This is a genomic window from Flavivirga algicola (assembly GCF_012910715.1).
Classification (GTDB): Bacteria; Bacteroidota; Bacteroidia; order Flavobacteriales; family Flavobacteriaceae; genus Flavivirga; species Flavivirga algicola.
In genome coordinates this window covers 357,370-383,000 of record NZ_JABBHF010000002.1, presented here as the reverse complement: position 1 = coordinate 383,000, position 25,631 = coordinate 357,370, and the positions used below count along the sequence as shown (strand labels likewise).

Here is a 25,631-nt window from a genome sequence, read left to right as displayed (position 1 = left end):
AATTAAAAAAATACAAAAATGACAGCACACGAAATTGATTATAGAATTTACGGAGAAGAAATGCAATATGTAGAAATTGAACTTGACCCACAGGAAGGGGTTATAGCTGAGGCAGGTAGTTTTATGATGATGGACGATGGTATAAAAATGGAAACCATTTTTGGTGATGGTTCTCAAAAAGACACAGGATTTTAGGTAAAATTTTAGGAGCGGGGAAACGTATTCTTACAGGAGAGAGTTTATTTATGACCGCTTTTTATAATGATTTAGTTGGTAAACGGAATGTTTCTTTTGCTTCCCCATATCCAGGGAAAATTTTACCAATTGATTTATCAGCCTTGGGAGGGAAGTTTATTTGTCAAAAGGATGCTTTTCTATGCGCAGCCAAAGGCGTGAGTGTAGGTATTGAGTTTTCGAAAAAATTAGGAAGAGGCTTATTTGGGGGGGAAGGTTTCATTATGCAAAAACTGGAAGGTGATGGTATGGCATTTGTTCATGCGGGTGGAACCATGGCTAAAAAAGAGTTATTGGCTGGTGAAACTTTAAAAGTAGATACAGGATGTATTGTTGGGTTTACACAAGGTGTAGACTATGATATAGAATTTGTTGGAGGTATTAAAAATACCATTTTTGGAGGGGAAGGTCTATTTTTTGCAAAACTACAAGGTCCTGGTACAGTTTATATTCAATCATTACCATTTAGTAGGTTAGCGGGACGTGTTTTGGCTTCTGCGCCTCAAGCAGGTGGAAAAAATAGGGGGGAAGGAAGTATTTTAGGAGGCATAGGAGATATACTAGATGGTGATAATCGTTTCTAAAATGTTAAATTTACATTAAACGAAAAAACTTATGTAATTTTTCATTAATTTTAGAGTTCACTAATGAAAAGACATAAGCCTATTACAAAAATCTACTATTACAAACCTATAAACCTTATAAACAAATTATGGCAAGAGCAATGCTAGAGTATACCAAAACTATTCTTGGTAAAGTTAGTTTTGATTCAACGTTGTTTTGCAAAGAAGTACAGAAGGCAGTGCAACGTTTACTACCTTATGAGTTAGAAGAGCTTAAAATATATATTCTTTCTCTCGTACAGCAAAACCCAGAATTAAATCAATGTTTAATTTATTTAAAAGCATAAAAAAGATTAAATAGAAACAAAACCCCAAATAAGAATACAAAACAAAACGAGCCCGATATTATCGGGCTCGTTTCATTTAAATTTAGTGCCCTCCTCATTTGTTATATGATAAATTCACTGGATTCAGGGTGGTTTGACTCATATAGTATGCTATAAATTTGCTGTCATAAATCCATATAATCATCAATGGGAAGAAATGCATAAAGCCTCTTGATATTATATCGGACTCATTTAAATCTAATCAAACGCCTTTTGGTTAAAATACACAGAGTATGAAGGCTGGCTATATGTCCCTTCATGTTTCTGTTTTTAAGCAGTATTAACAATGAAACAAATATCAGAACACATATTCAATGCTTGTATAAAAGCTATTAAATCAATAGATGATAAAACTTTAGAAGATATCTATGGATTCTCATTTTATGTGTATGATGAGAATGATGACCCAAGGTACCCAACATTAACTATTGGATTCAATACCAATACCAATTTTAAAAACGAAATTGACGCTGCTTGGGATGAAAGTGAAGCTAAATGGAATTATGCGTTTTGGCTTCAAAACGAAATAACTGTTTTGGGTAACGAAGAAGATAAAGAAGGGAGAAAAATAATAGAAGACTGGATTTCAAGTATTGGCTTGAATTATACCGACCAAGATGAAGAAAAAGACTTTGATGCTTGTATGGAAAAGGGTGGTGAAATAACAGAAAACTTCGTCAGTATATTAGTCGAGACAGTTCGAGAAATTCATAAGGCTCAAATAACGACAAAACCAATCCTAATTCATGAACTTGAATACTATGACCAGATTAGGGACCAAAATATAGAGGCGAATGGAAAAGAACGTGTGATAGAATTTACAAACTGGATAAATGAAATGTATAATTAGGATGAATCAATTAAAATATTTGCTTTTTCTTTTTTTAAGACAAAATAAATATTGATGACCAAAAATAAGCAGTATTAAAACAGGATTTTGTTTGAACTGCTCTAAGAAAATGCTATATAAAATAGGTCAGGTTTGGTTTTAAATTTAAAAATTTGGCTTGGTTACCCAAAATAAATTGCTCGCCACCTGACCTACTTATATTGACCGTTGAACTAATAATTATAAAAGGTCTGGAAGTGAACTGTATTGAAACGTGTTTTTTGGTAACTAATACTTGTACTCGGAAAGTAATGTGAAAAATACCATCCAACAAAAGATAAAACTGCCTATGAGACCATTAGATTTTACAATAAATTTACTGAATCCAGGATGGTTTGACATATTGACTATCCCGTAAATTTAGAGAAACGAATCTATAAAAGAAACTAGTACACATTGATGTTTTTTTAAGAATTAAGGGATTGTGAAAGTAATAATAGCAGGGGGGAGAAACTTTGATGATTACAAAAAGCTTTTCCGGTTTTGTAATAAAGTATTGTCCAAACAAACAGAAATTGAAATAGTTAGCGGAACTGCTAAAGGAGCAGATAAACTAGGTGAGAAGTATGCAAATGATAGCGGGTATCTGATAAAACGATTTCCTGCTAATTGGAGTAAATACGGTAAAAGTGCGGGATATAGGCGCAATGCACAAATGGCGGAATATGCAGATGCTTTAATTGCTTTTTGGGATGGTAAGAGTAGAGGTACTAAACATATGATAGACCTGGCAAAGCGTGCCAATTTAAAAGTGAGGGTTAGTTATTTTTAAGTGTGGTTAACTTGAATATATAAGCAGGTACTTGTAGGGACTCATTAACAAAATAGTAGAAGGGTATAAAGTAGCCAATACTATATAAAAGCCTTTTATAGAGTATTTAATCTTCAGCTATAAGTATAAAATAGGAAAACTATGGGGATAATTTTATGTCAAGTTCATGGAAAACAAAATTTTTCGAAGGTATGTACGCATATTTGGAAAGAATTTGCAAATAATAACTTTCCCCCCATGCGGAAACTCCCAGGATACGGTGTTAGAGTTTGCGATAAATGTTACGAGGAAAATTATGTTGAAGAACTCCCAAAAATAACTTTTGAACAATTATTAAATTTACCAGAAGAAGCGTATCTCAAACTTAGTGAAACACTTTATCCAAAATATCCAAACTTGAGTGGGAGTATAAAGTGTGTAGAATGTATAAGATACATTGAACTTATTAGTGCTAGAAAAAATAAAAAAGAACCCTCATTTGAACCATTTGAGAATACTTTAATGTATAGAGACACCGAAAAAATTGAGGAACTAAAAAAAGTACTTACAAGTAATTTTAAATTCCCAAAATTTAGAAAGAGTCCGCTCTGTTTTAAACCTACTGATGCATTTTTTATACAAAGTGGAGGGTTTAGCTATCCTTTTTCCATTAAATTCTATTATATAACAGAAAAGAGACACCAAGAAGAAATACTTAAATTAATAGACAATTTCTTTGAGGAAATTCCTCAAAAACAAAGACATATTAGTTTTTATGAATCTGAAAATTGGATAACAGAAAAGGTGAAAATTGGAATAAGAACATACAAGGGAGAAGAAAAGTTACTTTTAGAAAATATAGTGAAATAAAAAAGTAAGCTGTTAACGTAGCATATGATTTGAGTATTGAATGTGTGTATGAAAGACTCGTGTAAAAGATTATAAATAAGCTATGTGATTAGGAAATGTGAATGACTAAATTATAGATAGGTTATTTTATAGTATATGTACCTTGTATAAGCTTAAATTATAAAAAAAATCACAATAAATTCACTGAATTCAGGGTGTTTTAGTACATACATTATCCCATAAATTTGCAGTAATGAATCTATAAAAAGAAAATAATAGACAGCATTATGAAGTCTCTAATATTATAAAGATTTTGAGCTTTGATATTTCAAACTTACAAGTTATTTGAAATTAAGTTAACTCTGAGAATACTTCATGTTGATATAAAATACACAGTATATAAATAGGTCAGATTCGGTTTTGGATTTAAAGGTTTGGCTTGGTTGGTTGACCAAAAATAAGTTGCTTACCGTCTGACCTATTTATATATTCACTTTCATATATTGACAGCTGTAACTATTAATTACAGAAGAGTCGATTCGAATTCTCACATAAGTAATTGTCCATATTAATATAAGTGCTTTACAAAAGGGACAAGGATGATATTAAAAATCAATTGCTAACTCATAAAACTACATAGCATTAAATAAGTCATAATTGAAATTCACTGAATTCAGGGTAGTTTAGTAAATATGCTATTCTGTAGATTTGGAATGATAAATTAATAAAAAGAGAAATAATTCACAAAATATAAAAACACCAAAATGAGCACTCTAATAATAGCAGACGAAACAGTTACGGGAGAGGTTTTAAATAAAATTTCTCTTAAGTTTAATAAAGAATATATCACGGTAGAAGAACTCATTCGAGTTCGAGTAATCACAGAAGTAGAAAAATGGCTTGACTTAGATTGTAGGTTAGTAGTTCCTACAAAGACAGAGAAACTACTTAATCAAAATAGTTTGAAAGCTAAAAAGGATAATATTGATATTGAAAGTCAGATATATATCGCTTTAGGGGCTTTTCAGAAGAATGGTTTTTTCATCATAATTGATGATAAACAAGCTGAAAGTCTTGATCAAGAATTTCTTATCACTAATGATACTAAAGTGTCTTTTTTTAAATTAACTCCATTGGTTGGAGGATAACCGAATATTACATATATGAAAATAGAAGAATTACGAAAAAGGGTAGAATTGTTTAAAACAAAATTTGCTAATAACAAACTGGATCAATTCTCTGACCAGGAAATTAAACATGCGATTCTTGACATCAACGAATGTCTAATTGATTTGATAAAATTTAGAAAAAAAAATGACTATCATTATGAGGAAAGCGAATTATGTGATTATACAGCAGAGTTTAGAAACTCATTAGTAACAAATCTTTCTTCTTACACAGAAGAAGAATGGATTGTTTTACAAAATAGTTTTCTAAAACTTACTACTGTATTAGGAAATACATTTAGAGATCGGTTTTTAACTAATGCTATTATTAAATCTTTAGAAAAATTAGAAAATGGGCTGGGTTCAAAACCTCCTTCAGAAAAAATTATTTCCTTTATATTAAAACTACTTTCCCTCCCTTACTATGCTTCATATAGCATACATCAGAAAGATGCTCAGGCTGTTCGACAGTTTTTAATAAAGTATGGTTATGATGAGCCTTTTCAATTTTATGATACGACTATTGATGATCGTTTAAATAAAATAATTGATTCTATAAAAAATAATAGAAATTTATTTAACAAGACATTCATCTTATTTGCTAGTGCTTTTGACTCTAAGCCATCCGATAAATTTAAGAGAGAGGTTTCAGGATTAATTCAACAAATAGGAGAAGAAACTTATCTTAATGTCGCGAGGCAACTTTTAATGGTATGTGCTGAAAGTGATCCAGTTAGGAAAGATGAAGATGGATTCATTATACGCGGATTTCTAGGTGATACAGAAATATTTCTTCAAGGTTTAATATGGTCATTGGTTTCATATCCTGATGAAAATACGATCAAGTCAATCACTAATATAGCAGAAAAAGCATATGTAAGAATTCGAGTAGATGAATATGAAAGTTGCATTCATGCCCAACGATTAGGGAATATTTGCATTAATGTGTTAGGTGAGATGTGCACAAAAGATTCGCTATTAGGGCTAACGAAGTTACGGCTTAACATTAAGCACAAGGCAGCTCTCAAAAACATAAATAAAAACCTTGAAGCAGGAGCAAAAAAGCATAATATTTCAATAGAGGAAATTGAAGAAAGTGTTTTTCCTGATTTTGATCTGGTGGAGGGTAAGAAGCAAATAAAATTTGAGGATTACACATTAAGAATTGATTTAACAAGTGGAAAAATCATTCAGCAATGGTTCAAGCCAGATGGCTCTACGATGAAAAGTGTACCAAGCATTGTTAAAAATGATGAATCTCTAAGTTCTAGATTAAAAATTATAAAGAAGGAAGCTAAAGAAATTCAAAAGTATTATGGAATTAAAAAGCAGATGATCGATAATCAAATTATCTTAAAAAGATCGATAGATTATCTAGTTTTTAAGAAAGAATATGAAGATCATGGCTTAGTAAGTACCATTACAAAAAAGTTAATCTGGGTTTTTACAAAAGGGGGTCATTCTCAAGAGGCGATTTATATTGATGGGTATTGGGAGAGCAAGGCAGGAGAGCGATTAAATCCAGATAATGAAGTTAAAGTAATGTTTTGGCATCCTATTTATGTAGATGCGAACAATGTATTAGAGTGGCGAGAAAAGATGATTGAGTTGGAGTGGAAACAACCTATTAAACAAGCATTCAGAGAGGTGTATCTATTAACAGATGCAGAACAAACCACTAGAACCTATTCAAATAGAATGGCTGCTCATATTTTGAAGCAACATCAATTCAGTACATTGGCAAAATTAAGGGGTTGGAGTTATTCGTTAATAGGAAGTTACGATGATGGAATTTCTAATGTAATATGTAGTAAGGAACTCAAGAAACATAAAATTAGAGCAGAGTTTTGGATTGATGAATTAAACATGGAAGATGCCTATAATGATAGTGGAATATGGCTGTATGTTACAACAGATCAAGTTAAATTCACTGATGAAAAAGGAGCTTCCATTCCATTGGAAACAATACCAAAGATTGTTTTTTCAGAAGTAATGAGAGATATAGATTTGTTTGTAGGGGTTACTAGTGTAGGAAATGACCCAGAATGGCTGGATAAGAATGGAGAAAGACAAAATACCACAGCCTATTGGAGAGAGTATTCTTTTGGAGACTTAACACAAATAGCAAAAACACGAAAGGAAATTTTACAAAAACTTCTGCCTAGATTGACCAAGTTAAAAGGGAAATCTTCGATAGATGGTCGCTTTTTAATAGTAGAAGGGAAACTTAGAACATACAAAATACATATAGGAAGTGGTAATATTCTTATGAATCCAAATGATGAATACTTATGTATTGTACCAGCAAGATCAGATAAGAAAATAGAAAAAGTATTTGTGCCTTTTGAAGGAGATCGAGGTCTTTCTATTGTGTTGAGTAAAGCTTTTTTATTGGTAGAAGACAATAAAATTAAGGATTCCACCATAATAAGTCAAATTAGTATTACTTAGAATAAAAATATCTTTTAAAATAAAATATGATTTCTAGGGTAAGAGGTGTTGATATAAAGCCCCTTGGAAAAGAAGTGTAAAATAGAAGAGTCCTTATTAAGATGTGATATAAATAAATTCACTGAATTCAGGGTAGTTTAGCATATATGCTATCGTGTAAATTAGCAGTAACAAACCCTAATAAATAAAAGAAATGAAAGAAATAGGAGAAATAAAGGAAGTAAAAGGAATAGAAGAAATACGTAAGCATATTGGGATACACCAAATTAATCTAGCTGGGACAAATAAAGAGCTAGAATTACAGGATGCTATGCCTATTTTTATTTTTGATTACTTATCAATGAGCAAGCCCTTACGTACCCGATTGGCAATCCACACCTGTGAACTGAGTGGTAATAAATTTGGTTCACTCGATATGATTTGGGTTGATGGATATGATAAGATACTAAAGGAAGATTTAAGCTCTTTGGAAAATGATAGTAATTTTTGGTTTTGGGATAGTAACGGCCTTATTCCTTTTGCTTATATAGGTAAGGGAGCAGAAAAAGGACCTTTTAGTGAACATGAGGGTGTTTTGTTTTTAGATGCAACAAATAATTTCAGATTTGAAGAAAATCATACGGGATTTGAAGACATGCCAATTGTATTGTTTCATGTTGAAAAAGATAATGAGAAACTAGTGCCCATTGCCGATAATTTTAAAGCTTTAAAAATTGTTAAAAATAAAACGGACCGTCAGCTTTCTGAACAAATAAAACAAGAAGGAAATGCATTATTTGGAGAAGGCGATTTTGAAGCTGCAGCCGAAAAGTTTTATGAGGCTATACAAGCAGATTACACAAATCCGAATCCCTATAATAATTTGGGAATGATTTCTCAAGCTACTAGAGATTATTGGGACAGAGGGGAAACTTTTTTTCAATTGTCTTTTTTGGTAGATCCCAAATATACTGATGGCATGAGAGGATATAGTGGTTTTCCAGCTAGTAGGGGGGATTTTGAAGGAGCAATAAAAATTATGACAAAATGTGTTGAGATCGAAAAATCAGCATTAAATTATGCTATTTTAAGTCGTTTTTACTTGGATAGTGGTGATATAGAAAACGCAAAGAAATTTTATAAAGAAGGTGCTCAAATTGATCCAAACCATCCTAAATTACTTGAAGTAGAAGAAAGCCTAGAAGAGCATTCCTTTTAATGTTATCAAAAAATAATAAAGAGGAGGGCTAAAAAGTAATTTATTTTGTCATCCAGAGTGGAGCGGAGAATATTATTAATATGTAAACCATAACATTAAAATTATGAGAGATTCTTCATTTCCTGCTCGTCCAGTAGGCAGGCATTCTGAATGCCACTTTTTAGCCCCCTCTTTTTATTATGAGCGGTATTAGAAAAAAGGAATTAAATTTCTTCGAATTAATAGCCCGTTTAGTATAGCCTTTATCTTGTTAATTATGACTATTGGGTAAAAGGTTATATAAATTTTGGGTATATCCTTAAAAGTCCAATCTAATTTTAGGAAAGGCCTCTTTTCCGCGAGTCAATTTATCAAGTCATACCTTGCCTGTATCAAAAAGAACTAAAACTGTGATGAGGTTCCTGAGATTTCTTGTAATGAAGACCCTTAACAGTTTTTGTACTTATCATTTAAACCGATCTTTTGAGAAATCATAGGAATGATTTTTTCTAGACGCTTTTGTTTTGTTGCTTCTCGCTTTGCACTACCTATATAGTCGCAATATTCTCGTTGTTTGTAAGGAGACAAAGCCACAAAACTATTTTTTATTTTTTTATTTTTCGCTAATAACTCCTTTAATTCTTTAGGAATAACGGTCTCTTTTTTACTACGATCTGGTTTTATTTCTTTGCCCAACTTCTGATTTTCAATAGACTCCTTAACGTAAGCCAAGACTGTATGTTTATCTATTTCAGAAATAGATTCAAAGCGCATTTGTCTTAATGCTTTCGTTTTATTTTCTTGAGCGTTTACAAGTAAGTTGTGCTCATCTTTTAAAAACACGCCATTGAAAAACCAAATACCGAAATGATTTTTAAATGCTCCTAAACCCAAAACATTTTTATTATTTATAGTATAAACTGGAGCGTTCCATTTTACAGTTTCAATACATTCGGTTGTATTAATAATATCCCGTAACATGATTAATGCGTCACTAAAATGTGCATGTTCCTCAATGTATTCTTCAACGGAATAGATTTTTTTCATTTGTTATCTTAAAACCCTGTTTAACAGCCAATAATTTAAATTAATGTGATGACTAAGTTAATAAAAAAGAAAAAGCTGTCAAGAATATAATAACAAATATCCCTGACAGCTTTAAAACTGATTATAATTTTTTTAGTATTAATTTTTACGAAGAAAAGTACTGACTTCAATAGCAACATCCTCCCATGTTTTACTCACACCATCAGGTCCCTTGTGCAAATCAAAACATGCTTTGTTTATCGATTCTAAAGCACCTAAAGCATCCCAATCTTTAAGGTTCATAGTGCCAGTCATACTTACACGTCTTTCATCGGTTATGTTAACTTCTAAAGGTAAATCATTAGTAACGCCATTCATGGTAATTGAAGCAACACAGGCATTATTGGCATACTTAATAGTACCTTTTAAAAACTCAGTATCTAACATGGCACCAAAGAAAAACTCTTTTAATTTCGCATCACGGCTTTCATCTTTAGTAAACAGGCTACTAACAGGAATCGAAAAACTTAAATTATTTAGAGCTTCTTGAGCCGTAGCTCCTTCTTTATTATCAAAATTTAGAGTGGCAAACTCGCCACCTACAGCCTTCTTTTCAGTAGTCTTGTAAGCAGTCCATTTTACTGATGTAGCTTCTGGTTTTATTACAAATTTTTCTGCAGTTTCTACCTGGGCAGGGGCTTCTGTTTTAGTTTCTTTTTTTTCTTGTTTACAAGCGGTAGTTCCTAAAGAAATAAGTACTAATAAGGCAATTAATTTTTTCATTTTTTTGAATTTTTTAGAGATGTGAAATTAAGCAATAATAATCGAATTGCAAATATTCGCTATGACATATATCATATTTTTAAAGCACTCTACACTGTACTTTTGAAATGTAAATGTTAGGTATGTTAAATTCATTAGTAAATAAGTATAATATTGCAGGGCCTCGCTATACGAGTTATCCAACGGTTCCTTACTGGAATAATGAGACCTTTTCCTTAAAGAAATGGAAATCATCTTTAATAGAATCCTTTGAAGAAAGTAATTCTAAAGAAGGCATAAGCCTTTATATTCACTTACCATATTGCGAAAGTTTGTGTACGTTTTGTGGATGCAATAAGCGTATTACAAAACAGCACGGTGTGGAGTCTCCATATATAAATGCTGTTTTGAAAGAATGGGATTTGTATTTGGAATTATTTGATGAAAAACCAATAATCAAAGAATTGCATTTAGGTGGTGGTACACCAACTTTTTTTAGTCCTGAAAATTTAAAGTTATTGATTAATGGCATTTTAAAACAAGCAATTCTGGCTAGTGAGTACGAATTTAGTTTTGAGGGACATCCTAATAATACGACTCGGGAGCATTTACAGGCACTTTATGATGTTGGCTTCAGACGGGTAAGTTATGGTGTTCAGGATTACAACGAAACAGTGCAAAAAGCGATTCATAGAATCCAGCCTTTTGAGCATGTGAAGCAAGCTACCGATATGGCCAGAGCTATTGGTTATACATCGGTTGGGCATGATATAATTTTCGGTCTGCCTTTTCAAACTTTAGGCCATGTAAAAGAAACCATTTTAAAAACAAAAGCATTATTGCCTGATAGATTGGCATTTTACAGCTATGCCCATGTACCATGGATTAAAGGTAATGGACAACGTGGTTTTAATGATTCCGATTTGCCTTCTGCCGAATTGAAAAGACAGCAATACGAATTAGGTAAGCAACTACTTTTTGAAGTTGGCTATAAAGAAATAGGAATGGATCATTTTGCATTAACTACAGATTCATTATATGAGTCGATGGTAAATGGTAATTTACATAGAAACTTTATGGGGTATACAGCCTCAAAAACTCAGGCAATGATTGGTTTGGGCGTATCATCAATTAGTGATAGTTGGTACGGGTTTGCTCAGAATGTTAAAAGTATTGAGGCTTATTATGATTTATTAAAGAATAATATTTTACCAGTTTACAGAGGACATATTCTTAATGAAGAAGACTTAATTATAAGAAAACATATCCTTAATTTAATGTGCCGTTTTAAAACAACATGGGATCAAAATAGCCTTTATTTTGATGAGATATCAGAGGTTGTTTCCCGATTACAGGAGATGAAAATTGACGGATTACTCAATATTGGTTCAAATACCATTGAGGTGACTAAAAAAGGTCAGCCATTTGTTAGAAACATTTGCATGGCTTTCGATTTATTACTGCAGAGAAAACAACCAGATACCCAATTGTTTTCAATGACGGTTTGACTAAAAAGACCTTGATGCTTAGTGAAACAAGTGTCTTTTAAAATTAACTTTTTCCTTATGAGGAAATATAAACCTACAAAATTATGAAGAAGATTATTGTACCAATTGATTTCTCAGAACATTCGGAGTATGCTTTAAAAACAGCTGCTAGATTAGCTAAAAAGAACAATGCCGAATTATTAGCATTGCATATGTTGGAAATGTCTGAAGTCATGCTTACAGCTAGTGGAGAGGAACCTCAAAAAATAATTTATTTTTTAAAATTAGCAGAACAAAGGTTTGAGGATTTTCTTAAAAAAGATTATTTAAAAGATGTAAAAGTGATACCGATTGTTAAACATTTTAAGGTGTTTAGTGAAGTTAATGAAATAGCGCAAAAGTACGATGCAGATCTTATTGTCATGGGGTCTCATGGCGCCAGTGGTGTTAAAGAATTTTTTATAGGCTCTAATACCGAGCGTGTTGTAAGACATGCAGATATTCCAGTATTGGTGGTTAAGAATGATCTCCCTCAAATTAATTTTGAAGTGATCGCTTATGCCTGCGATTTTTTAGAAGAATCTATTGAAGCTTACCAAAGAGCAGTTAAAATGTTTGAGAAAATGGGGGCCAGGTTGTATTTGGTTTATGTGAATTTACCAAACGATAAGTTTAGAAATTCTTTAGAAATAGAACGATTAGCGGTTAATTTTTTCACGAAGGCAGACGGAAATTTAGATAGAATGGACGCTGTTTATCATACATCAGATTATACTGTTGAGGATGGTATTTTAAACGCTTCAATAAAAATAGGAGCAGATTTAATTGCTGTTCCAACACATGGAAGAAAAGGTTTGGCTCATTTTTTCCAGGGAAGTGTGGGGGAAGATGTAGCTAATCACTCAACCCTACCAGTAATAACGTTTAAAATTTAAGTTAATAGTTAGCCATTTATTTTTGAGAACAGGCGATCTAATGGGGTTAATTTTAGGTCGTCTGTTTTTTTTAACCCGTATTATGCATTAGAACTTCGTCATGAAGGTTGAAAATGCAATAAAATCTAGTGTATTATTAATTTCAGCATAGCACGGCTATGGTTACATTAAAAAATACAGTAAAACGTTAGATTTTGCAGTGATTTCAATTTGTAATAGATTTTCTAATGTATAATGCGGGTTTAATTAGGTTTTTCTGAAACAGGAAAACCAAATAATAGAAAAAGAGAAATCTTTATTTTGTCATCTAATTTGTTTTTAAGTATAGTAAAAGCTTTAGTAATATGTGCTTCTACTGTCTTAATGGAGACATTTAAATATTCAGAAATTTCAATATTCGTAAGACCTTCTTTTTTACTAAGTGAAAAAATTTGTTTGCATTTAGGAGGTAACTTTTCTACCTCTTTGGTTACTAATTGTATTATTTCTTCAAGTGTTTTTTCGTCTGTTTTTTCCACTTCTTGATGCAGGGATTCATAGTATTTCATTTGTAAAAGCATCATGGCTTTATCTTTTTTATAAGTGTTTACAAACTCATTGTATACAGACTTATAAAGAAAACTTTGAATAGTAAATTTGTGATTTAACTTTTCGCGATGCTGCCAAGTTCTTAGAAAAACGTTTTGGACAATATCTTGTGCTAAACTGTGATCATCTACTAAGGTTAAGGCATATGCATGTAGTCTTCTGTGGTACGTATCTAGTAAAAACATGTATGCTTTTTCCTCTCCTTTTCTTAAGGCATTAATGAGTGTCTTATTTTCTTTTAAATCCATGACTAAAAACTATGTGAAAAATGATAATATAACTCGCGAAATAATGCGAATTTAAAAATTTTTTTAATAAAATGTTAGGGTATTGATATTTTGTCTTGTATTATATTAAGAAAATAAGATTTAATGACTACTCCTGAAGTTAAGACTTTATTGATTAAATTTATTAATAAGTATGCCAATGGTAAAGAGTTGGATACACTTAATACTTGGGTTTCAGATTCTGTTAATGACCATATTTTCGATAAATTTATAAAGACACATTACGCCATTACTGTTAGTATGAACAACCCAGATCCCAGTGAAATTAGAGCGCGCTTGCTTAAAGAAATAAGGAAAGATAAAAAAAATATTTATAGGAAAAGAGTCAAATCAATATTTAAGTATGCTGCTATATCAGTTCTTTTTATTGGTCTAGGATGTTTTTTTCAACATGTTTTTTCAAAACAAGAAACGAATAATATCGTTGTCCCAAAAGAAGAGTTAATAACACTTGAACTTGAAAATGGAAATATTCAAGTAATTTCAGAGGACGGTACTTCAACTGTTGTAGATGCCAATGGAAATGTGGTTGGGGCTCAGCATGGAAATAAATTAGTTTATGAAAATGACGATGATATTCAAGCGTTGGTTTATAATAAATTAACAGTGCCCTATGGTAAAAGGTTTGATTTAATTTTATCTGATGGTACAACGGTCTTTTTAAATTCTGGTAGTTCTATAAAATACCCTGTGAAATTCATTAAAGGATTTAATCGACAAGTTTTTCTAAACGGAGAAGCTTTTTTTGATGTGGCAAAAGACAAATCTCATCCTTTTATTGTAGATACAAAAGAGTTAAACGTACAAGTTTTAGGCACGAAATTTAATGTGCAAACTTATCAAGAAGACTCTAATATAGATGTTGTTTTGGTAGAGGGGCGTGTAGGTATGGATTCTCAAAAAACACTTGATTATAAAGAAAACGAAGTTGTTCTAGAACCAGGTTTCAAAGGGTCTTTTAACAAAATGCAGAGAAGCATTACAACTAAAAAAGTTAATACATCTATTTATACGTCTTGGATGAAAGGAACGGTTGTTTTTAGGAATACACCGTTAAAAGAAATTGTAAAAAGATTAGAGCGTCTATACAATGTTTCGATTACTATAAATAATGAAGATTTTATAGATAATGAGAATTTTAATGCGAGTATTGAAGTCGATAATGAATCTATAGAACAGGTTTTAAATTACTTTAATAAAGTATATGAAATAGAATATGAAATTATTAACAATGAAATTTTAATTAACTAATTAAATAACTAAACTATATGGATTAAACTCACCCTTTTTTTATTACTTAATTGTTTTATTATAAAAAAGATTGAGGAATGCAGCAACATCCCTCAATCTAAATAAGGCAATTCATTTACAAAAACAAATTACCAAACAAATATTTTTGAAGTATGAAAAAACAACTCAATCCCAATGTTATTGTACCTTGGGGAACCAAACTTAATTTAAAAATGAAGTTATCACTTCTTTTTCTTTTAACAACTGCACTGTCACTACAAGCTACCACGACTGTGCATTCACAAAAAAATAAGATCACTCTAAATTTAAATAATGCTACGATTTCCTCTGTTATTGATGAAATTGAGGCTAATTCAAAATTTAAATTTCTTTTTAGGACAAATGTAGTAAACTTAGAGAGAAAAATATCAATTAATGCTCAAAAAGAAGACATTAGCAGTGTCCTTAATCGAATATTTGAGAATACAAAGACTTCTTTTGAGATTGATAATCGAAAAATATTACTGTATAAATCTAAGAAAGAGGCTATACCAGAAGATGAAGTTTCTATAGTCGAACAGCAAATAGAAGTTAAGGGTACCATTGTTGATGAACAAGGGCTACCACTACCAGGAGCCAGTATCGTAGAAAAAGGAACTGCCAATGGCGTTACAACAGATTTTGATGGAAATTTTACAATAAGACTAAAGGGAGATAATCCTGCGTTAGTGATTTCTTACGTTGGCTATTCGACACAAGAAATTGTAATAGGAGACAAAACCCAATTAAGTATCAAAATGCAATCAGATTCTGCTGCTTTAGATGAAGTCGTTATTGTTGGATATGGAACGCAAAAAAGGGAAACAGTTACGGGTTCGGTAGCAACTGTAAAGGGGAGAGAATTGGTTAAATCGCCATCTGTTAACCTTACAAACACACTTGCTGGTAGGGTTTCAGGATTGTTTGTTACACAGGCTGGAGCAGAACCAGGATTTGATGATGCTGAAATCACAATTAGGGGAACCAATACGTATAACAACTCTGGTGCCTTAGTAGTTATAGATGGAATTCCTGATAGAGATGGCGGGTTGGGTAGAATAAACCCTGCAGATATAGAAAATGTATCTGTATTAAAAGATGCCTCTGCCGCAATTTATGGAGCAAGAGCAGCAAATGGGGTTATACTCGTAACAACCAAAAAAGGCAAAGTAGGAAAAACTAAAGTAACCTATTCATTTAATCAGGGATGGGCGAGTCCAACACAAATCCCCGATATGGCCAATGCTGCGCAATATGCAGAATTAGTTAATGAATTGAGAATTTATGAGCTACCATCATCCGAATGGCAACCAGCGTATAATGGCTTTACTTCTACGGGATCTTATACACAACCAGGAGGAAATGTGGTGAATGCACCTTGGACTCCTGAAGACATAGAATTATTTGGAAATGGACAAGATCCTTGGGGGCATCCTAACACCGACTGGTTTGATGAAACTTTTAAAAATGCAGCACCACAACAAAAGCATACTATACAAATGTCTGGAGGTAGTGAAAATATTCAGTATTACACTTCTTTAGGGTATTTAAATCAAGATGCTATCTATAAAAATTCTGCAACTGGTTACGAGCAATATGATTTACGATTAAATTTAAATGCAAAAATTAGTGAGCACGTTAAATTTAGTTTAGGCGTTATGGGGAGAGAAGAAATAAGGAATTTACCAACCGAAAATGTCAATGATATTTTTAGAATGTTAACAAGAGGTAGACCTACCGAAGTGGCTTATTGGCCAAACGGGCTTCCTGGTCCAGATATTGAAAATGGGCAACAACCAGTAGTAATTACCACTAGTGCTACAGGATACGACAGGGAAAAAAGAGATTATCTGCAAACTAACGGTGTTTTAGATATAGATATTCCATGGGTTGAAGGTTTGTCTGTACAAGGTTCTGTGGCCGTTGATAAGAGTTTTAGTAACCAAAAAGTATGGAGAACACCATGGACCTTATACGGATGGGACGGCACTTCTTTAGGGGCGGATGGTTTACCAGTATTAGTACCTGGTCAAAAAGGGCCACCAGAGCCTAACCTGACACAAAGTACAGCAAATACGTTAAATATATTCCTAGGAGCCAATATAAAGTATGCACGTGGTTTTGGGGATCATAATTTTGCTTTTCTGGCAGGAACTAACAAAGAAACCACTGAATTTGAGGGATTCAATGCCTTTAGGAGATATTTTATATCACCAGTAATTGATGATTTGTTTGCAGGTGGTGATGCGGAAAAAGATAATGGCGGATTCTCCGATAGAGCTGCACGATTAAATTATTTTGGACGTGTTAACTATGATTATAAAGAAAAATACTTATTAGAATTTTTATGGAGGTATGATGGTTCATATTTGTTTCCTGAAAATAGTAGATATGGATTTTTTCCAGGAGTTTCTGCTGGGTGGGTGCTTACTAAGGAGAGCTTCTTGGAGAATAGTTCATTCATAAACTTTTTAAAATTAAGAGGATCGTGGGGGCAATTAGGAAATGATAAATTTGATGATTCAGATTTTCCGTTAAATCAATATTTAGCGACATATGGTTTTAATTCTTACTTCATTAATAATAGTGAAGTAACAACTCTAGCAGAAACCAAGGTGCCAAATAGTGCTATAACTTGGGAGATAGCGCGAAATGTCAACATAGGTATCGAAGCAAAGTTTTTAGATCATAAATTAAGTTTAGAATTTGATGTGTTTTCTAATAAGAGGTCTAAAATCCTAACACAGCCTTCTGCATCTTTACCTAGTTTAAGTGGTATTACGCCACCTAGGCAGAACATTGGGGAAGTAGAAAACAAAGGGTTTGATTTTTATTTAGGGTATAGCGATAATATAGGAGATTTTACCTATAGTGTTAGTGTAAATGGCGGTTATGCTAAGAATAAAATATTATTTAATGATGAAGCAGAAGGCGCTCCTCTATGGCAAAGACAGACAGGAAATAGTATTAATTCTTTCTTGGTTTATGGCTATGATGGCGTATTTGCTACGCAAGCTGATATTGATGCAGAAACATTGGATTATTCTGCACTTACAAATAACCTGAGGCCTGGAGATATGAAGTTTGTAGATTATAATAACGATGGAGCCATTACACCAGATGATAGGTTTAGAACCAACAAAAATATTACTCCAACGTTTACTGGTGGTTTAAATATAAATGCAGGATATAGGAATTTTGATCTTAGCTTGTTCTTTCAAGGAGCTACAGGAGGTAGTATTCCTCTAGCATTTACAGAAGCAGGTACTATAGGTAACTTTACAACAAGTACTTATAATAATAGATGGACAGTGAATAATCCTAGTTCCGTACACCCAAGAATTACAAATAGAGCCGATCAATATTTTAGCCAAGGCAATACATATTGGCTAGAAAATACCAATTATTTAAGATTAAAAAACTTGGAGTTCGGTTATACCTTTCCTGAAGCAGTTATTGGCAAAATGGGAATTACCAATTTAAGGTTTTATATAAGTGGCTCTAACTTATTTACTATATCAAATACAACATTTGACCCTGAAGGTATTAATAATTCAGGTAGAGATTACCCTAATTCAAAAATAATTAATACAGGGTTTACGATCACATTTTAAATAAATAATTAAAAAATATACATATGAAAAGTTATAATTTTATATGCGTTCTGGTTTTAATATTTCTTACAACCAGTTGCAACGATGATTTTGTTGATATTACTCCTTTGAGTGAGGTTTCAGAATCTAGTATATGGACGGACGCAGGTTTAGCAGAAGCTGCAGTTACCAATGTATATGTTGGTTTAGGCCAAGGAGGATATGGTACAGAGATGTTAGCTTCTGCAACAGACGAATCTTTGTACACACATTCAGGATCGGGGCTAAACGTAGTAAATGAGTCTCGTGCAAACTCTGCTAATGTTGGATGGATAAAGGGCGAAAATAGTTGGTCAAACATGTATGCTGCCATCAGAGATGCTAATTTAGCCATAGAAGGGTTAGAAGGAGGAGACATAAATAACGATAACTTAAGGGATCGGTTGATGGGAGAAGTGAAATTTTTAAGAGCTTACTACCATCATCAATTAGTACGATTTTATGGAGGAGTCCCCATTGCAGACAGGACATTTACTTTGGATGACGATTTTAATATTTCAAGAAATACTTTTGAAGAATGTGTAGAATTTATTGTAGCAGAGTGTGACGAAGCTTTTGATTTGTTGGATGGTAAAGATTTAGAGTCGGGAAGAGCAACTGCCGGAGCGGCATTGTCTCTTAAAGCGCGCATCTTATTATATGCAGCAAGTGATCTTCACGATATTACAACGGCATCTGGAAACTCTTCTTTAATTTCTGGTTATGCCAATCAAGATTTATTGGGCTATACATCGGGAGATCAACAGACAAGATGGGATAGAGCAAAAAACGCATCAAAAGCAGTTTTAGATTATACCAGTGGGTACAAGTTTGGTTTAGGAAGCCCTGTTTCTTTTGATGAAGCAAAAGATAATTACATGAATGTGTCTACTGCTCGAAATGGAGGAGAAGCCGATATATTATGGGAAAGACAATTTATTGAAGCTGCAGGAAGCAATTGGGGAGGTAGAAGATTTGGTTTATTCCATGGTCCTAATGGCTATCATAATTGGGCAGGAAATACGCCAACTCAAAATCTTATAGATGCTTACGCCATGGATGATGGTTCGGATTTCGATTGGGACAATCCTGATCATAGTAGTCAACCATACGAGGATAGAGAAGCGCGGTTTTACGCAACGATGCTATATGATGGCGCGGATTGGAAACCAAGAACACCAGATGTGGCCGACAGGGATCCAGCAAATCAAGTACAGACAGGAACTTACGAGATATTAGATGGTAATGGAGCTGTTGCCACCCATTTCGGATTAGATACTAGACAAGGGCCTATAGAGGATTGGAACGGAACCAGGACAGGTTATTATGTTAGAAAATTTATAGAACCTGATCCTACACACGTAGACCAAACAGATTTTCAATCGATACCGTGGCCATTTTTTAGATATACTGAAGCTGTATTTAATTATGCAGAAGCCTGTATGGAAACAGGAAATGAAGATGAGGCAAAAGCTTGGTTGAACCAAATAAGATATAGAGCTGGTTTACCCGCTATAACAGCTACAGGAACAGAATTAGTTGAAGCATATAGACGTGAGCGTCAAGTAGAATTATCTTATGAAGAACACAGATACCATGATGCTAGAAGGTGGATGATTGCTGAAGGAACCATAGGAGCTCCAGCAGGTATTATTAACATTTCAGGTACTTTAAAACCAGGTGCAAATGTTACGCTATATGCATATGATACAGATAATTATGATTATACATACACGCCTGGAGTTATTGACCCAGGTTTTGAAAATAGATTGTGGCTGGATAAAAGTTATTTTTTACCAATTACAAATGATGAGTTACAAGCCAATACTAGTTTGGTTCAAAACCCTGGATATGAATAAGTCGTTAGTTTAGTTTTTTATTAAACGACTCAATATCATTTTTTTAGTGACTTTGGGTCGTTTTCTTTCTTTATTATAAATTGAGAATCTAAGTTGAAAATGAGTTTTAGATGAAAAAGAATAAGTACATCTGCATATTTATGTTTGTAGTCCTATTGGGTTGTACAAAAAAATATCGGCTTACTGGATTGGATTCAGAAAATGAAGCAATTTTCACCAAACTCTCTAAAGAAGAAACAGGCATTGATTTTTCTAATGAATTAAATGAAGATATTAAATATAATGGTCTGCAATATGAGTACTATTATAATGGTAGTGGTTTAGCCGTTGCCGATTTTAATAATGATGGGTTAAAGGACTTATTTTTTGTATCTACTTTAAAGCAGCATAAATTATTTCTAAATCAAGGAAATTTAAAGTTTGTAGATGTAACAAGACTTTCAGGAATATTATATAGACAAAGGTTTTCGGGGGGTGTTACCATTGTAGATATAAATAACGATGGCTGGATGGATATTTATATTTCTAATTCTGGAAAATATAAAGACAAGGAAAAAAGAAAGAATAAGCTCTATATAAATAAAGGTGCAACTTCAGAATATAAAATACCAACCTTTTCAGAACAAGCCAATAAATATGGATTGGATATATCTGATTGCTCTACGCAAGCCACTTTTTTTGATTATGACAAAGATGGTGATCTAGATATGTTTTTATTAAATCATTACCCAACAAACTACCCTGCAACCAAGGCCATCTCAGAACTGTTAACTATGGATGGGTCGGTCTCTAATGATAGATTGTTCCGAAATGATAATAACTATTTTACAGATGTAAGTAAGCAGGCAGGAATCATACATAATCGTTTGGAGTATGGTTTAGGTATTGCTATTGGCGATGTAAATAATGATACTTGGCCAGATATATATGTTTCTAATGATTACTTGGGTAAGGATCATTTATACATGAACAATACGGACGGCACTTTTACAGATAGAATTTTAGAAGCAACTAATAATATTTCCTTTTTTGCCATGGGTAACGATATGTCTGATATAAACAATGACGGTTGGTTGGATATTATGACAGTAGATATGATGGGAGAAAGCAATTATGATATAAAAACGAGTATGAGTGGTATGAATCCTGCGAGTTTTCATGAAGCTGTAGATCTTGGTTTACACCATCAATATATGTATAACACATTGCAAATAAACTTGGGGTATTTAAACAAAAACAACACACCAATTTTTTCTAATATAGCGCAATTGGCAGGTGTATCAAGAACAGATTGGAGTTGGGCACCATTGTTTTTTGATATGGATAATGACGGTCTTAAAGACCTATTTGTTTCTAATGGTATAAAAAGAGATTTCCGAAATAACGACTTTGTAAACTATGTCAATAAGAAGCAAGATACCATTCACCATAAGAAAAAATTTGAAGCTAAAAAGTACATATCAGATGTATTGGAAAAGATGCCAACAAGAAAAAAAGAGAATTTTTTCTTTAAAAATAGAGATGGACTTCAATTTTCTAAAATGAACGAAGTTTGGGGAGACCAGATGTTAACAAGTTCTAATGGTGCGGTTTATGCAGATTTAGATAACGATGGCGATTTAGAGATTGTTGTGAATAATACAGATGACGAAGCTTTTATATTAAAAAATAATTCAAAAGAGCTAGGACTTGGGTATTCTTTGTCAGTTAGATTAAAAGGAACTCCAAAAAATAGAGATGGTATAGGCGCTCGAGTTATTGTAACAACACCAAAAGAAACACAGACTCAAGAATTATATTTTTCAAGAGGCTTTATGTCCGCGATGTCTAGAGATTTACATTTTGGTTTGGGAATGTCATCAAAAGCAGCTGTTGAGATCTTGTGGCCAGATAACAAACATCAGGTTTTAAAAAATGTAGATGCCAACCAATTGTTAACCTTGGATTACAAAGACGCCACAGCCAAGTCTAAACAAGAAAAAGTGAAATCAGCGAAGCCTATCTTTTCAAAAGTGATTATTGAAGGATTGGATTACGAGCATGAAGAGAATAATTTTGATGATTTTTCCAGAGAAAGTCTATTGCCTCATAAAATGTCTAACGAAGGTCCTTCTCTAGCTGTTGGAGATATAAATGGTGATGGTCTGGATGATATTCATGTAGGTGGAGCGGCTACAATGGCTGGTGTGATATATGTACAAAACAACAATGGTACTTTTAAGCAAACTAATACAGGTTTGATGGATAACGAATCGGGTCACGAGGATGTAGCATCAGAATTTATAGATATAGATAATGATAACGATTTAGATCTATATGTGGTAAGTGGTGGCAATGAATATGATGATGGGACCCTCTTACTAGAAGATAGACTTTATGTTAACGACGGTAAAGGGAACTTTAAAAAAGCTTTAAACATACTTCCAAAGATAGCAATAAGTGGCTCTTGCATAAAAGCGGTAGACTATGATAATGATGGCGATAAAGATTTATTTATAGGGGGGAGGCAAGTTCCTGGAAAATACCCAGCACCAACAAAGAGTTACTTGTTACAGAATAATAGTGTAGATGGAAAACTTTTGTTTAATGAAATTGAAGGAGAAATAAATAGTACATGGCAAAAGTTGGGTATGGTCACAGATGCCGAATGGGTAGACCTTAATAATGATAGTTTTTTAGATTTAGTCGTTACGGGAGAGTGGATGCCCATACGCGTATTCGAAAATATAAAAGGAAAAGATTTTGTTGAAAAAACAGCGGCATACGGATTTAAAAATACACATGGTTGGTGGTACAGTCTTGCTGTTTTTGATAAGGATAATGATGGGGACAAGGATATATTAGCAGGTAATTTAGGACTCAATTATAAATATAAGGCAAGCAATGAAGCGCCTTTTGAAGTGTATGCGAGTGATTTTGATGAATCGGGAAGTAATGATATCGTTTTAAGCTATTATGACGATAAAAAGCTGGTACCAGTTAGGGGGCGAGAGTGTTCATCCAGACAAATGCCCTTTTTAAAAGAAAAATACCCTACATATGATGCCTTTGGAAAAGCAACAGTAAATGATATTTTTAATGAAGATCAACTAAAAAAATCAATACATTTAAAATCTAATACGTTTGCAACGACGATGTTTGAAAATAAAGGAGGGCGTTTTTTATCAAAACCAATGGAAAATGATATCCAATTTTCTTCAGTTAACGATATTTTAATAGATGATATAGATAATGATGGAAAAATAGATGTTGTAATGGCGGGAAACCTTTACGGTTCAGAAGTAGAAACACCTAGAAATGATGCTGCTTACGGCATATTTTTAAAAGGAAAACCTACTGGCGAATTTAAGACGATTAAAGCTAATGAAAGTGGATTAATGATTAACGGAGAAGTGAAGTACCTTAAAACGATTACTATTAATAAACGTAAAAATATCATCGTTGCGAAAAATAACAAAGCTCTTGAGATTATAGCTATTAATCCATAATTTATTAATATATAATGAAGTGTCTAAGTGTAAAACAGTTTAATAAAAGAAAAGATAAATACTAAAATATGATGATACCTAATTTTATCAATAAAATAAAAAAGAGCTTGTTCAAGATAGCTTATGTCACTTTTTTACTAGCATTTTGTACTACCACAAAAGCGCAGCATATCCCTTACCTTAAAAAGGGAAACAATAAGACACAGCTTATTGTCGATAACAAACCGTTTCTTATGCTAGCTGGAGAACTGTCCAATTCTGTTAGCGGCAGTGTGGAACTAATGTCTGCAGGAGACAATTACATACCCAGAAAGGTCTATGCCATGGTAAATGGTAGCCTAGGTAACGATACAGCGTACGACATGACATATAAAGGTTCCGTTTGGCAGCAAATGACAGATCTAAATGTCAATACCGTTCTGGCAGCAGTTTCTTGGCAGATGATAGAGCCTGTAGAGGGCCAGTTCGATTTTTCAGTCGTAGATGCCATGATTGAAGGTGCCAGAGAAAAAAATCTAAAACTAATCCCCTTGTGGTTCGGGTCATGGAAAAATGGTATGTCGGGCTATGCGCCTCTATGGCTCAAGAAAGACTACATAAGATTTCCAAGAACAAAGATAAAGGATAAAGGCAGTGTAGAAGTGGTCTCTACCTTTAGTGAAGAAGCCCTGAAGGCAGATGCCAAGGCTTTTGCGGCACTTATGAAGCATATCAAAGAAGTAGATAGCAAGCATAGGACCGTCATCATGGTTCAGGTAGAAAACGAGGTGGGTATTCTTGGAGATTCCAGAGACCGTTCAAAAGTGGCAGAAAGAGCATTTAATGACCCCGTGCCACAAAAATTGATGGATTACCTAATTAAGAACAAAAAAACTCTAGTAGGTGAATTAGATACTTTGTGGGCCTCAACAGGGTACAAGAAATCAGGAAATTGGACAGAAGTTTTCGGTGAAAGTGTCTGGACAGATCTGGTATTCACATCATGGCAATACGCAACTTATATAAACCATGTTGCCAAAAAAGGAAAGGAGGCATATAATCTACCCATGTTTGTTAATGCGTGGCTGGAGTACCCAGACCGTCCAAACCCAGGAGGGTTCCCAACAGGAGGTCCGCTACCAAGAGTTATGGATGTATGGAAAGCCGCTGCACCAGATATCGATTTTATGAGCCCCGATATATACGGGAGCAATTTTGTTGAATGGTGCGACCGCTATACGCAACAGGGAGACCCACTGTTTGTGCCCGAAACCTGGTGGAACAAACCAGAATATGTAGCATACATGCTTTATGCCATTGGTAATTACAATACGTTAGGTGTTGCACCCTTTGGGATTGATCGTTTAGATCCAGAAGCGCACCAAATGCTAACAGAAATGTATCGAGCAGTAGAATATTTATCTCCTCAAATATTAGAAAGTCAAGGTGATAAAAATAAAATAAGGGCATTCCTAATAGATAGGGACAACCCATTTGTTGAATTTGAGATGGATGATTATTACGTAAAGGCCAGACTGTATTCCAGACGAGGAAAAATAAAAGTAGACGAGGCTCATGGTCTAATTTTAAAAACAGGAAAAAATACTTTTACAATTTTAGGAAGTAGAGCGGTTGTAGCTTTTCGCCCCAAAAATTCAAATAATGAAAAAGCAGGACTGGGCATAGTCAGTGAATATGTTTACAGGGATGGCAAATGGAAAAAAGGCAGAATGTTGGGGGGCGATGAAACCAATAGCGGACGAGGCGTTTTTCTGCCCGTAGAAGGCTATGGAATCCAAGAAACCGAAATTTATACCTATAAGTAAATTTTATATAGTATTAAATTACTATTA

Annotated in this window: 17 protein-coding genes and 1 pseudogene; 15 read left to right on the top strand and 3 right to left on the bottom strand. The window is 33.4% G+C overall.

Annotated elements, in window-relative coordinates; translation table 11 throughout:
• Positions 1-18: 18 nt before the first annotated feature.
• The 8 genes and pseudogenes from HHX25_RS04585 (at position 19) to HHX25_RS04550 (ending at position 8,487) form a co-directional block, all read left to right on the top strand.
• A pseudogene (locus tag HHX25_RS04585) lies at positions 19-818 on the top strand (TIGR00266 family protein).
• Positions 819-946: 128 nt separating this feature from the next.
• On the top strand, positions 947-1,144 hold the full coding sequence (locus HHX25_RS04580; RefSeq protein ID WP_169670623.1) for a hypothetical protein: 198 nt from the start codon (positions 947-949) through the stop codon (positions 1,142-1,144).
• A 325-nt stretch (positions 1,145-1,469) separates the two neighbouring features.
• Positions 1,470-2,033, top strand: a complete 564-nt coding sequence (locus HHX25_RS04575) for a hypothetical protein (protein ID WP_169670621.1) — start codon at positions 1,470-1,472, stop codon at positions 2,031-2,033.
• A 463-nt stretch (positions 2,034-2,496) separates the two neighbouring features.
• Positions 2,497-2,844 carry a DUF2493 domain-containing protein gene (locus tag HHX25_RS04570; RefSeq protein ID WP_169670619.1) on the top strand — a complete coding sequence of 116 codons (348 nt, stop codon included), beginning with the start codon at positions 2,497-2,499 and terminating at the stop codon, positions 2,842-2,844.
• A gap of 141 nt (positions 2,845-2,985) precedes the next feature.
• Positions 2,986-3,693, top strand: coding sequence for a hypothetical protein (locus tag HHX25_RS04565; RefSeq protein WP_169670617.1), 708 nt, complete (start codon positions 2,986-2,988; stop codon positions 3,691-3,693).
• Positions 3,694-4,436: 743 nt separating this feature from the next.
• Complete coding sequence (locus HHX25_RS04560) at positions 4,437-4,820, top strand: hypothetical protein (RefSeq protein WP_169670614.1); 384 nt, start codon at positions 4,437-4,439, stop codon at positions 4,818-4,820.
• A 15-nt stretch (positions 4,821-4,835) separates the two neighbouring features.
• Positions 4,836-7,289: a DUF4132 domain-containing protein gene (locus HHX25_RS04555; protein ID WP_169670612.1), complete on the top strand. Its 2,454-nt coding sequence runs from the start codon at positions 4,836-4,838 to the stop codon at positions 7,287-7,289.
• 193 nt (positions 7,290-7,482) lie between these two features.
• Positions 7,483-8,487, top strand: a complete 1,005-nt coding sequence (locus tag HHX25_RS04550) for a tetratricopeptide repeat protein (RefSeq protein WP_169670610.1) — start codon at positions 7,483-7,485, stop codon at positions 8,485-8,487.
• Between the two features lie 426 nt (positions 8,488-8,913).
• On the opposite strand, the gene HHX25_RS04545 is transcribed toward HHX25_RS04550, so the two are convergent.
• Entirely contained in the window at positions 8,914-9,513 is a 600-nt protein-coding gene (locus tag HHX25_RS04545) for a YdeI/OmpD-associated family protein (protein WP_169670608.1), read from the bottom strand.
• A gap of 138 nt (positions 9,514-9,651) precedes the next feature.
• Positions 9,652-10,275: a YceI family protein gene (locus HHX25_RS04540; RefSeq protein WP_169670606.1), complete on the bottom strand. Its 624-nt coding sequence runs from the start codon at positions 10,273-10,275 to the stop codon at positions 9,652-9,654.
• A gap of 122 nt (positions 10,276-10,397) precedes the next feature.
• Between HHX25_RS04540 and hemN the strand changes: the two genes are divergently transcribed.
• Positions 10,398-11,762 carry an oxygen-independent coproporphyrinogen III oxidase gene (gene hemN, locus HHX25_RS04535; protein WP_169670603.1) on the top strand — a complete coding sequence of 455 codons (1,365 nt, stop codon included), beginning with the start codon at positions 10,398-10,400 and terminating at the stop codon, positions 11,760-11,762.
• A gap of 83 nt (positions 11,763-11,845) precedes the next feature.
• Positions 11,846-12,676, top strand: a complete 831-nt coding sequence (locus HHX25_RS04530) for a universal stress protein (RefSeq protein WP_169670601.1) — start codon at positions 11,846-11,848, stop codon at positions 12,674-12,676.
• A 242-nt stretch (positions 12,677-12,918) separates the two neighbouring features.
• Here the strand turns inward: HHX25_RS04530 and HHX25_RS04525 are convergent, their stop codons facing one another.
• Entirely contained in the window at positions 12,919-13,512 is a 594-nt protein-coding gene (locus HHX25_RS04525) for an RNA polymerase sigma factor (protein ID WP_169670599.1), read from the bottom strand.
• A 123-nt stretch (positions 13,513-13,635) separates the two neighbouring features.
• Between HHX25_RS04525 and HHX25_RS04520 the strand changes: the two genes are divergently transcribed.
• From HHX25_RS04520 to HHX25_RS04500, 5 genes are all read left to right on the top strand, one after another.
• A complete protein-coding gene (locus HHX25_RS04520) occupies positions 13,636-14,802 on the top strand; it encodes a FecR family protein (protein ID WP_169670597.1) in 1,167 nt (388 codons plus the stop codon).
• 152 nt (positions 14,803-14,954) lie between these two features.
• Complete coding sequence (locus HHX25_RS04515; protein WP_169670595.1) at positions 14,955-18,434, top strand: TonB-dependent receptor; 3,480 nt, start codon at positions 14,955-14,957, stop codon at positions 18,432-18,434.
• Between the two features lie 23 nt (positions 18,435-18,457).
• Positions 18,458-20,311: a RagB/SusD family nutrient uptake outer membrane protein gene (locus HHX25_RS04510; protein WP_169670592.1), complete on the top strand. Its 1,854-nt coding sequence runs from the start codon at positions 18,458-18,460 to the stop codon at positions 20,309-20,311.
• 110 nt (positions 20,312-20,421) lie between these two features.
• Positions 20,422-23,799 carry an FG-GAP-like repeat-containing protein gene (locus tag HHX25_RS04505; protein ID WP_169670590.1) on the top strand — a complete coding sequence of 1,126 codons (3,378 nt, stop codon included), beginning with the start codon at positions 20,422-20,424 and terminating at the stop codon, positions 23,797-23,799.
• 68 nt (positions 23,800-23,867) lie between these two features.
• Positions 23,868-25,604, top strand: a complete 1,737-nt coding sequence (locus tag HHX25_RS04500) for a GH35 family beta-galactosidase (protein WP_169670589.1) — start codon at positions 23,868-23,870, stop codon at positions 25,602-25,604.
• Positions 25,605-25,631: the final 27 nt, after the last annotated feature.

Excerpts from the sequence above, each read along its gene's own strand:
- HHX25_RS04580 (WP_169670623.1), top strand. The coding sequence starts at position 947 with ATGGCAAGAGCAATGCTAGAGTATACCAAAACTATTCTTGGTAAAGTT.
- HHX25_RS04510 (WP_169670592.1), top strand. The coding sequence starts at position 18,458 with ATGAAAAGTTATAATTTTATATGCGTTCTGGTTTTAATATTTCTTACA.
- HHX25_RS04520 (WP_169670597.1), top strand. The coding sequence starts at position 13,636 with ATGACTACTCCTGAAGTTAAGACTTTATTGATTAAATTTATTAATAAG.
- hemN (WP_169670603.1), top strand. The coding sequence starts at position 10,398 with ATGTTAAATTCATTAGTAAATAAGTATAATATTGCAGGGCCTCGCTAT.
- HHX25_RS04560 (WP_169670614.1), top strand. The coding sequence starts at position 4,437 with ATGAGCACTCTAATAATAGCAGACGAAACAGTTACGGGAGAGGTTTTA.
- HHX25_RS04555 (WP_169670612.1), top strand. The coding sequence starts at position 4,836 with ATGAAAATAGAAGAATTACGAAAAAGGGTAGAATTGTTTAAAACAAAA.
- HHX25_RS04505 (WP_169670590.1), top strand. The coding sequence starts at position 20,422 with ATGAAAAAGAATAAGTACATCTGCATATTTATGTTTGTAGTCCTATTG.
- HHX25_RS04500 (WP_169670589.1), top strand. The coding sequence starts at position 23,868 with ATGATGATACCTAATTTTATCAATAAAATAAAAAAGAGCTTGTTCAAG.
- HHX25_RS04550 (WP_169670610.1), top strand. The coding sequence starts at position 7,483 with ATGAAAGAAATAGGAGAAATAAAGGAAGTAAAAGGAATAGAAGAAATA.
- HHX25_RS04530 (WP_169670601.1), top strand. The coding sequence starts at position 11,846 with ATGAAGAAGATTATTGTACCAATTGATTTCTCAGAACATTCGGAGTAT.
- HHX25_RS04540 (WP_169670606.1), bottom strand. The coding sequence starts at position 10,275 with ATGAAAAAATTAATTGCCTTATTAGTACTTATTTCTTTAGGAACTACC.
- HHX25_RS04575 (WP_169670621.1), top strand. The coding sequence starts at position 1,470 with ATGAAACAAATATCAGAACACATATTCAATGCTTGTATAAAAGCTATT.
- HHX25_RS04515 (WP_169670595.1), top strand. The coding sequence starts at position 14,955 with ATGAAAAAACAACTCAATCCCAATGTTATTGTACCTTGGGGAACCAAA.
- HHX25_RS04525 (WP_169670599.1), bottom strand. The coding sequence starts at position 13,512 with ATGGATTTAAAAGAAAATAAGACACTCATTAATGCCTTAAGAAAAGGA.
- HHX25_RS04565 (WP_169670617.1), top strand. The coding sequence starts at position 2,986 with ATGGGGATAATTTTATGTCAAGTTCATGGAAAACAAAATTTTTCGAAG.
- HHX25_RS04545 (WP_169670608.1), bottom strand. The coding sequence starts at position 9,513 with ATGAAAAAAATCTATTCCGTTGAAGAATACATTGAGGAACATGCACAT.